The sequence below is a fragment of the Haladaptatus rarus genome, from assembly GCF_054177585.1.
The window spans coordinates 107274-116896 of record NZ_JBPEHG010000016.1; the positions used below are offsets into that span (position 1 = coordinate 107274).

The following is a 9623-nucleotide window of genomic DNA, read 5'->3' on the forward strand; positions in this document are numbered from 1 at the left end:
ACCCAGATTTCATGAGCATTTGTTAAATCCTTTGTGTTGATGAAATAATCTCAACAAATTTATCTTTACTTTACAGGCGGTCAAGGAGAATGCCCCCGGGGCTTGACCCCGGGGTTGAATCCGATAGGCGGGGTGCGAACGATTAAGTGATTATATATCTAATCGATAGACAGCGATGGAATACAGTCACCGTTACCCCGCGTACCCGACACAAGAGGGGGCGGTGCACCTAGAATACCACATCGACGTTCATCGCCAAGCGTACAACTACACACACTACGAATACACCCACCTTGACGCCGACACCATCGGGTCGGCGTATAAGCATCACGACCGCCTCACCGGCTGGAAAGACGAGTTTCCAGTGTTCAAAGAGGTTCACTCCAAAGCACTCCAGCGAACCGTCACACGGTTCTATCAGAATCTCTCGACCCTCAAATCCCAGAAAGAGAACGGGAACACGGTCGGGATGCTCACGTGGAAGTCACCGAAGGAGTTCCAGAGTATGACGTATTCGCAGTCCGGCTTCGAACTCAAAAACACGAGTGGCCGCACAGCGACCCTCTGGCTCTCCAAAATCGGAGACATCAAAATCCGTTACCACCGTCCGATTCCCGACGAGGCGTCCATCAAAGAAGTCACCATTAAGAAGGAGGCGACCGGCGAGTGGTTCGTCTCCTTTGGTCTCGAAACCGACGACGCCGACCTGCCCGAGAAACCAGACGTGGACTCGCTTGACGCAAGTAACAGCGTGGGTGTTGACCTCGGCATCCTCAACTACATCCACACCTCGGATGGCAAGACTGTGGATTGGCTCGACCTCAACGATGAGTACGAACGACTCCGCCGCGAACAACGGAAGTTATCGCGGAAGCAGAAAGGGAGTCAGAACTACGAGAAACAACGAACGAAAGTCGCCACGGTCAAGCGTCACATCCGCCGAACGGTGCTGGACTACCAACACAAGATTACGACGTGGCTCGTCCGCGAGTATGACGCAGTGTTCGTTGAGGATTTGAACGTGAAGGGGATGTTGGAGCAGGCGCACACCGCTCGCAACAAGCAGGACGTGGCGTGGCGACAGTTCATTACCTTGCTCGAATACAAGGGCGAGTTGTACGGCACTCACATCGTGCAGGTGGAAGCAGCAGGAACGACAAAGGAGTGTGCGTCGTGTGGTGTGGAGACGGCAAAGCCCATCTGGGTGCGCGAGCATTCGTGTCCGTCGTGCGGGTTCGAAACGGATAGGGACGCGAACGCAGCGATGAACGTTCTACAACGCGGTTTTTCTGAACTAGGGCTGGGATGGCCCGAAGACACTCCCGTGGAGACTGCGCTCCCTACGGACACGACTCAGCATGAGTCCGTGTCTGCAAAGCGCGTCGTAGAAACAGGAAGCCTCGGGGCTTGACCCCGAGGCGATTCACGTGGTGATATACTTCTTAGGTACTTGATGTCTAATGGGAATGTGAGTCGGACTCTCTCCATACTGGTGTTTCGGCTTCCGAAGTGGAGAGATATAGCCACACGATACGCTACTGGCCTGCAGTTGGCGTGTTCGAAAATCGGGTTTCGGAACGTCGTTTTCAATCGTCTGCCGTTTTCATCTGAATGTCCGACTCATCGGCGACTTCCCACCGAAGCGTAACCGCCCACTGCTCAGTTCCGTCCTCCATCGAACTGTGTTCGACCAGTTCCACATCGCTCTTCGGACGGGGATAGTCGGTATCGTCAGTGGCGTCGCTCGCCGAAGCCATCCCCTCGTAGCGACCAGTCAGTTCCTCGCGAAGGTTCTGAAGGTACTCGGCAAGTTCTTCGCGGTTCAACGACGTCGTGGTCTCGGTGTCGTAACTCGTCGCGCCTTGACCGACACCACCCGGTTCTCCCGACGAGTGTTCTCCAAAGATGGAGTTGATCACCGCGCCGAGTAGGAGGACGAGTCCCGAGAAATACAGATAGGTCACGATGACGATGACGCTCCCGAGAAAGCTCCCCGAACCGGGGTCTTTGAAGACGAGATAGATCTGAAACAGTCCCTGAAGTGTGGCCCAACCGACTGCGGCGAACACCACTCCTGGAAGCACGTCACCCATCTCGACTTCCGTATCTGGGAACTGATAGTAGATCGGGAAAAACGCGACCACGAGCCCGAGGATCAGTATCACGGGTGTCAGATATCCGATGAAGGGGATGGTATCGGAGAACCACGCGAAGATGGCGCTCACACCCACCGTCGCTACGATCGCGATGACGAGTGCAACCAGGACGACGAGACTGTCCGTCAGTTGGTCGAGAAACGAATTGCTCGATTCAGTCTCGTAGATCTCCGAGAAAGCCGTATCGAGGCCACGGAAGATCTTGAGCGTTCCCCAGATCAGAACGACGAGACCGACGAACGAGACACTCGTGGCCGACGAATTCCCCTGGAAGATCTCCTGCACGACGTTTGCGATCGGCCCTGGGAGCCACCGCCCGACGACTGTCGCGATACGTGCTTCGAGGCCTCCACCGAAGATAGAGATCACGAAGAGGAGCAACAACAGCATGGGTGCAAGCGAGACGAATGCGTTGTACGCGATGCCCGCCGCCATGAAGGTCACATTTTTCTCGGAAACGTCAGAGAGAACACGCTTTACGAGTATCCAAAGATCGGAAACGGTGACCATGTTCTCGTTTCAGCGAGCAGCTTTGAAATCGCTCTGGCCAGTAGCCGATTTTCGACATTCGGCCTTGCGGTTTCACGGTCGTTACTCGCCCGGGACTGCGCGAACGTCGGCCGGCCCCACCTCCACGGAACCGTCGTGTTAGAAATCGACACGATTGCCAACGGCAAAACGGTATTTTCACAAGGTCGTCATGGTCTTGCTTGACACAGCCGCGAACCTCTGTCTTCTAATCCAGTATCAATCTCTAATAACTATCATTAAATTCTTGAAAATATTAATGTGGGTGTGTGACATTGATGCATTCGATGGTTCGACCTCAGACCAGACGAGAGGTACTCAAGACGATCGGTGGCACAGCGACTGCAGCCAGTTTCGTCGGTACCGTGAGCGGTCGACAGCGAACCGGAGACAGAAAACAGGGTCGTGGGACACGCTACGCGGCGTTCAACGTCATCGAACTGGAGACAGAGCAGGTTCAGAAGCCGGGCGATCCACAGGCAGAAGCGGCCGCCCGAGTCATCCAGGAAGTCCGGCCAGATGTCCTCGTTGTCAACGAACTCACCAACAACCTCCAGCAGGGCAAATACACCGACAGAGCGAACATCGACGCCTTCGTTGAGAACTATCTCAGCGTCTCACAACGGGACGACCTCGACGGCATCGACTACGAACACACGCTCCAGCCAGAGAGTAACACTGGCGTCCTTCCCGAACAGGACTACGATTTCAACAAGGATGGAACGTTCGGCGAACGGCCGGGTGACGCATACGGGTTCGGGGTGTATCCGGGTCACTATGCGTTCGCGATCGCGAGCAAGTACCCGATCGACGAATCGAGCGTTCGTTCTTTCCAGACGTTTAAGTGGGCGGACATGCCCGGGAACCTCATTCCGGTAGCGGGCGACGAAGGCGTCGTCACGGATCCCGAGGATGACGAAATCGCGATCTACCTCACGGAGGAGGAACTCGACGTCTATCGGCTCTCTTCGAAGACCCACATCGATGTCCCGTTTGAGGTAAAGGGAGGGACGGTTCACGGCCTGTTCGCGCACCCGACACCGCCCGGCTTCGACGGGGTGAACAACTTCAACGGGAGGTGGAATCACGACGAAGTCCGGTTTTTCGCAGATTACGTCGCTGGCGAAGACTACATCTACGACGACAGTGGCGTCCGCGGCGGTCTCGACGACGACGCCTCCTACGTCCTGATGGGGGACATGAATGCGGGACCAGGTCTTGGTCGGGAAGAGCGTCCGCTCCACCCTGCTCAGAAGTTCTTCGTCGACAACGACGACTTCTACACTGACCGCCTCCCAACGAGTCCGGGCGGGGCGCAACGCGATCTTCCCACCGCGACACGGGTCGGCGGTGATTTCGAGGGCGTTGTCGAACAGATCGACTACGTCCTCCCGTCCCCAAACCTCTCGCTTCAGGCCTCGTCGGTCGTCTGGCCGAGCAAGAACGCAACGAAGCGGAACCTCGGCGAGGACGTCAGTATGGCCTCAGATCACCGACTCGTCTGGGCCGACATCGCGACGCATCCCCGCCACTGACGGGAACTCGGCCCTTCTACTCAAAATACATTACGGGGAAACAAGGCGACGCAATCAGGTCATCGCCGGAAGTGACTGTGGGGCCGCTAAGCTTGGCGTGACCGAGGCGTTCTCCATCTCGGCGAACAAGACCCGGCTGGCGAGTATACTCTCATCGACGTGATACAGTTCGATAGCGCATTCCTCCGTCTTTAGGCGGAGATCTAGCGATAGGCACGGCAATTCCTATCCGTTGCTGAGGGTTTCGACAAGCCCCATCAAAATAGTCACACCGATGATTGACAACTACTCTCGTGACTCTCTGCCCATCGTGTGGAATTCGTCGTTGGGGCGCCAGTCGGCGAACATCGCCATCCGGTTCGAGAAGTTGAAGAACGCCGCCACGCTTCCGATGTCCCAGATCTCCTCGTCGGTGTAGCCCACGTCGCGCAGTCGTTGCAGGTCATCCTCGGACACTTCCGTCGGGTGTTCGGTGAGTTTCACCGCTACATCGAGCATCGCCATCCGCTTCTCGCTCACGTCTGCCTGTCGATAGTTCGCAACCAGCTGGTCGGCGAGTGTGGGTTGTTTGGCGTAGATGCGGACGAGTGCGCCGTGAGCGACGTTGCAGTAGTAGCAATGGTTGACCCCGGAAACGGCGACGATGATCATCTCCACCTCTTCGCGGTCGAGCGACGTGTCGTCGACGAGTGCATCGTGGAAGGACATGAACGCGCGGAAGTGGGAGGGTTTGTACGCGAGTGCTGCGAACACGTTGGGTGTGAACCCCGCACGATCGGTCTCTGTCTCGATGCGGTCGCGGAGGTCGTCTGGAATCTCGTCGTAGTCCGGAACGGGGAATCGCCGCTGTGCCTCGGTGTCGAGCGTCGGGTCTGACATGGCGCCGAGTTCGGTATGTTGGCACTTAACGATGTGTCCATTCGGAGTCCGGTTCGTACGCGTTCTCGACGAGTGGCCCGGAGCCGATGAAATTCAGTACCCATACTCGTTTCCCGGTACCTGGGGTGAAATCATCCTGGACTGTTCTCGGTCGAATAGATCGATCTCCTGCAGGCGGAGCAGGCCGAGTGTCTCGGAACCACGCCCGGAGACGGTTCACGATGACGGTTTGAACTGCGTTCCACCACATTTAGGGCACATATCGATGAGTGGCTGGAGCGTCTTTTCGTCTTCGTCGTCAGTCATCGTGAGGACTGCATCGACAAAATTCCCACATCCCGTGCACATGACTAAACCCCTCATCTGCTTACTTCGTAAGTTCCGTGCGAAATTTCTTCAAGAGCGATCGAACAGCGTCGAACTCCGGGCCGGCTGCTACCGTTTGCCGATTAGCATTATACGACACGACACCCGCCTCGGTTAACTTGGGGATGTGAACGTGATAGAGCGATACATGGATTCGTTGTACCCGTGGTGACTCCACTATACGATCAGGCGTGCTATCTAACTCGTGGGCCGCCACCTGTCGCGCCAGATCGGCCAGAGCGACCGGCGGCCCATCAGGGTCAAGCACTGTGAGAACCGCTCGACGTCGAGCATCCGCCAATAGCTGATAGTGCTCACTACTGCATACCCCGGTCGTCTCAACTTTTCTCCTCGTTTCGATGTTTGGATCAGTCGACATTGAGTGTCCCCTTCCTACTCCCCGGCTACTGCCAGGTCTGTCTCTTCTTAAAGTACCGACACTCGATAAGACACAGGCATAATTGATTAGGCTCGCATCCCCTGGAACGATCAGTACAGCAGTTAGTTGAATAGCGAGGATGACGTAGAAGTTGGTCTCGCCAAATGTGATGGTTCCTCTAACTCCGTTAACGGAGGAGTTATGATGTTGGGGGCACACAGCGTTTCGTAGTGACTGCTGAACCCCTGTCAAATAGCCTCCGAGAAACCCTTCGCGTTTTTACCGATTTGGATGGAGGAGAGCCACTGACAACAAATGAGGTCACTGAATGCCTCGGTATTGGTCGCCGGAGTACGTACGACCGGCTCAATGCCCTCGTGGAGCACGGCTACCTCAAGACCAAAAAGGTCGGTGCCCGCGGGCGTGTGTGGTGGCGATCCAGTCCTCGTGATCTCCGGTTGGCACGTGAGGATATGTACGAGCGAGTCACCGACGCATTTCTCGCACTCGATACCGACTGGCGGTTTATCCACATGAACGAGCAGGCCGAAGACCTGCTCGGGAAAACGGAGGACGAACTCCGTGGGAAATACGCCTTTGATGAATTTCCGGGCGCTGACGAACAGTCGTATAGAAAGCGGTTCGAGCGGGCGATGCCGACCCAGAAGCCAGTCACATTCGAGGAATACTCACCCACAGCCGACGCCTGGGTCGAGGTACGGATGTATCCATCCGAGACCGGGATGTCGGTGTATCTCCGAGACATCACCGAACGCAAACAGACAGAGGCGGCATTGCGTAAAAGTGAGGAGCGCTATCGTACCCTGTTTAACTCGATTGACGAAGGCTTCTGTGTCATCAAGGTGCTGTTCGATTCGGACGACACTCCTGTGGACTTCCGCTTTTTAGAGACGAACCCGGCGTTCGAGGAGCAGACGGGACTCGCCGATGCTGAGGGCAAGCAGATGCGAGAGCTAGAACCGCGCCACGAACAGCACTGGTTCGAAACATATGGCCGCATTGCCCTGACGGGTGAGTCGGAGCGGTTTGCGAACAGAGCCCAGTATCTTGACGACCGATGGTACGATGTCTATGCATTCCGTGTTGGTCAGCCGGAGGAGCGCACGGTCGCCATCCTCTTCAACGACATCACTGACCGCAAGAAGTCCGAAAATGCCCTGCGTGAAAGTGAGAAACGATTACAACTTGCCCTGAAGGCGGGGGACATGGGCGCATGGGAACTTGATCTCCAGACCGAGGAGTCATCTATCCGCTCAGCACAACACGACCGAATCTTTGGGTATGAAGAACGGCTTGACGACTGGAGCTTCGAGCGATTCCTTGAGCATGTCTATCCGACCGATCGAGAACGTGTCAAACGGAGTTTCGAGGCCGCGTTTCAGACGGGCGACTGGGAGTTCGAATGTCGGATCATCCGTGCCGACGACGAACGGCGGTGGATCACAGCTCGTGGCGAGTTTCACTATGGCACCGAGAACGAGCCCGCCCGCGCAATCGGCATCGTCCAAGATATCACGAACCGCAAAGAGCGCGAACGGAAATTGGAGCGCCAGCGCGAGCAGTTGGCCGCCCTCAACAATCTCAACGACATCTTCCGCGATATCACCGATACGGTGATCGAGCAGTCCACCCGCAGGGAAATCGAGGAGATCGTCTGCGAACGCCTTGCCGACTCGGACTCCTACCTGTTTGCGTGGATCGGCGATGTCGATGTCCAATCACAGACGGTGAACCTTCGGACGGAGGCGGGTTGTGAGGGATATCTCGATTCGATCACCATTTCGACTGATCCGGACGACGAGCGCAGCAGAGGCCCCACGGGACGAGCCATCTTACAGCAGGAATGCCAGGTTGCACAGGATATCAGCGCCGATCCGCGTTACGACCCTTGGCGCGATGCCACCCGAGAGTATGGGTTTCGTTCGTCCGCTGCAATCCCCCTCGTCCATGAAGGTACGATCTATGGCGTGTTGAACGTCTATACCGAGCGACCGTCCGCGTTCTCAGACGACGAACGGGCGGTAATCAGCCAGCTCGGTGAGGTTATCGGACACGCGATTGCCGCGGTCGAGCGCAAGCGTGCATTGGTAAGCGAAGAAGTGGTCGAACTTGAGTTCCAGATTCCGAACGTCTTCGAGTCGCTGAACCTTCCGGTCTCTACCGACGATACGATTACGCTCGAGCGGGCTGTGCAAGTGGATGAGAGTACCTTCCTCTTGTACGGTAGCGCCATCGGCGGTGCAATGGCAGCAATCGAAGAGGTGGTTGAGGCTGATGTCGTTTCGCCGTGGCAGTCAGTGACCGTGCTCGAAACCGACGGTGAGGAATCTCACTTCGAACTCGAAGTAGCCGAATCGCCGCTATTCTCGACGCTCGCGGCACACGGCGGTTCCTTTCAGGAGGCATATCTCGAGGATGGTGATTACTACATGCGAATCCACCTTTCGCCGAGCGTGGATGTCCGCCGCGTTGTTGACGAGTACATGGATGCCTATCCGATGAAGCTGGTAACCCAGCGACAAGTGGTTCGTGATCGGGACACGATGACACAGTTACACGGAGCGCTCTTTGAGGAACTGACCGACCGTCAGCGGGCCGCAATCGAGACAGCGTACCATACGGGGTACTTCGCGTGGCCTCGCACGACCACCGGCGATGAACTCGCCGAGTCACTGGACGTTTCCCCACCGACTTTCCATCAACACCTGCGCAAAGCCGAGGAGAAACTGTTTACGGCGCTATTCGACGACAGCTGACAGCCGATACTGAATCAGGCTATCTTTTTGCAAGGCGAGAATTCCGCCGTGAACGGTGGGCGAGGATGTCACTAGCTACTGACTAGGTAGTGGCGTCTGATTCGATACATCGATCTATCTTGACCCGTCATCCCAAAAACCATCATTGAAAAACATTTATTAAATATATAGATATAAAATACTAAGAAAATAATAGATAGTCATAGATTAACAGCCATTCATGGTAAACGATCCAGAAGCAGATCACGAAAAACATTCGACATCAAGAATCAAAGAGAGATCAAACTTTTCACGACGTTCGACTCTCGCATCACTACTTGGGGTCGCTGGTGGAATCCTCCTAAATAGCGATTCCGCGTCAGCAGAATCAGCCACTCAACAGCAAGGGTGTGACCGGTACATACCCCTCTATCAAACCGAAGCCAGGAGTTCTATCGATGCTGTTCCATTATCACGGAACTATCGTCCAATAGATCATCCCGCTCAGTATGCTATTCTTCCAATTGGGAGTCTGGAGTATGACATCCCGCTCTACGTTTCGATGACTGGAGAGTTACTTCACCAAGGTCTTGGACTAGATGTCGAAAGTGTTTCTCTAAGATTATATGACAAGACAACTGAAAAACCAGTCTAGGGGTCAGAGGTGACATTATCGAATCCGAATGCTGCCACAGAAGTCGGTGAAGCACAACTGTTTGACGGACCAAAAGCAGAATACAGTCCGGATGAGGCGCGGAAAATCGGATTCCAAAGAAAGCTACAGTATTCCGGTTCCGAGCCCACCGGAAACTCCTTCGTCTATCGGAATATCGCTATCGAGATCTGGGCAAAATTACCTCGATCGCTGAGTGGGATAGACCGCCAATTAAATCACGAACTCCGGTAATACGCTCTTCAGAAGCAGATTGTTGGTCGGGGATAGCTGCCGCTAGAAATCGTAGCGGGCAAGGGTGACGCGTTCGCGTCACCCGATATGTTCCCATTTGAATTGCTGAACTCGGAG

The 9623-nt window shown here is 55.4% G+C and carries 7 protein-coding genes; 4 read left to right on the forward strand and 3 right to left on the reverse strand.

What is annotated here, in order from left to right; all coding sequences use genetic code 11:
* Positions 1-175 precede the first annotated feature (175 nt).
* Positions 176-1411, forward strand: coding sequence for an RNA-guided endonuclease InsQ/TnpB family protein (locus ACR3FE_RS23315; RefSeq protein ID WP_458210220.1), 1236 nt, complete (start codon positions 176-178; stop codon positions 1409-1411).
* Between the two features lie 175 nt (positions 1412-1586).
* Here ACR3FE_RS23315 and ACR3FE_RS23320 read toward each other — a convergent pair whose 3' ends face one another.
* Positions 1587-2666, reverse strand: a complete 1080-nt coding sequence (locus ACR3FE_RS23320) for a YihY/virulence factor BrkB family protein (protein ID WP_458210221.1) — start codon at positions 2664-2666, stop codon at positions 1587-1589.
* A 305-nt stretch (positions 2667-2971) separates the two neighbouring features.
* On the opposite strand from ACR3FE_RS23320, the gene ACR3FE_RS23325 reads away from it, so the two are divergent.
* Positions 2972-4219, forward strand: coding sequence for an endonuclease/exonuclease/phosphatase family protein (locus ACR3FE_RS23325; RefSeq protein ID WP_458210222.1), 1248 nt, complete (start codon positions 2972-2974; stop codon positions 4217-4219).
* A gap of 285 nt (positions 4220-4504) precedes the next feature.
* Here the strand turns inward: ACR3FE_RS23325 and ACR3FE_RS23330 are convergent, their stop codons facing one another.
* Entirely contained in the window at positions 4505-5098 is a 594-nt protein-coding gene (locus ACR3FE_RS23330) for a peroxidase-related enzyme (RefSeq protein WP_458210223.1), read from the reverse strand.
* Between the two features lie 367 nt (positions 5099-5465).
* Positions 5466-5843, reverse strand: a complete 378-nt coding sequence (locus tag ACR3FE_RS23335; RefSeq protein WP_458210224.1) for a DUF7344 domain-containing protein — start codon at positions 5841-5843, stop codon at positions 5466-5468.
* A 473-nt stretch (positions 5844-6316) separates the two neighbouring features.
* Between ACR3FE_RS23335 and ACR3FE_RS23340 the strand changes: the two genes are divergently transcribed.
* Together ACR3FE_RS23340 and ACR3FE_RS23345 are read left to right on the forward strand one after the other, a co-directional pair.
* The gene (locus ACR3FE_RS23340; RefSeq protein ID WP_458210226.1) at positions 6317-8620 is read left to right on the forward strand and encodes a PAS domain S-box protein; all 2304 of its coding nucleotides are present in this window, start codon (positions 6317-6319) and stop codon (positions 8618-8620) included.
* A 220-nt stretch (positions 8621-8840) separates the two neighbouring features.
* Positions 8841-9254 (forward strand): hypothetical protein, encoded by a 414-nt coding sequence (locus ACR3FE_RS23345; protein WP_458210227.1) that lies wholly within the window; start codon positions 8841-8843, stop codon positions 9252-9254.
* Positions 9255-9623 lie beyond the last annotated feature (369 nt).

Coding starts and splice junctions, on each gene's coding strand:
- ACR3FE_RS23325 (WP_458210222.1), top strand. CDS start 2,972: ATGGTTCGACCTCAGACCAGACGAGAGGTACTCAAGACGATCGGTGGC.
- ACR3FE_RS23345 (WP_458210227.1), top strand. CDS start 8,841: ATGGTAAACGATCCAGAAGCAGATCACGAAAAACATTCGACATCAAGA.
- ACR3FE_RS23335 (WP_458210224.1), bottom strand. CDS start 5,843: ATGTCGACTGATCCAAACATCGAAACGAGGAGAAAAGTTGAGACGACC.
- ACR3FE_RS23330 (WP_458210223.1), bottom strand. CDS start 5,098: ATGTCAGACCCGACGCTCGACACCGAGGCACAGCGGCGATTCCCCGTT.
- ACR3FE_RS23320 (WP_458210221.1), bottom strand. CDS start 2,666: ATGGTCACCGTTTCCGATCTTTGGATACTCGTAAAGCGTGTTCTCTCT.
- ACR3FE_RS23340 (WP_458210226.1), top strand. CDS start 6,317: ATGTACGAGCGAGTCACCGACGCATTTCTCGCACTCGATACCGACTGG.
- ACR3FE_RS23315 (WP_458210220.1), top strand. CDS start 176: ATGGAATACAGTCACCGTTACCCCGCGTACCCGACACAAGAGGGGGCG.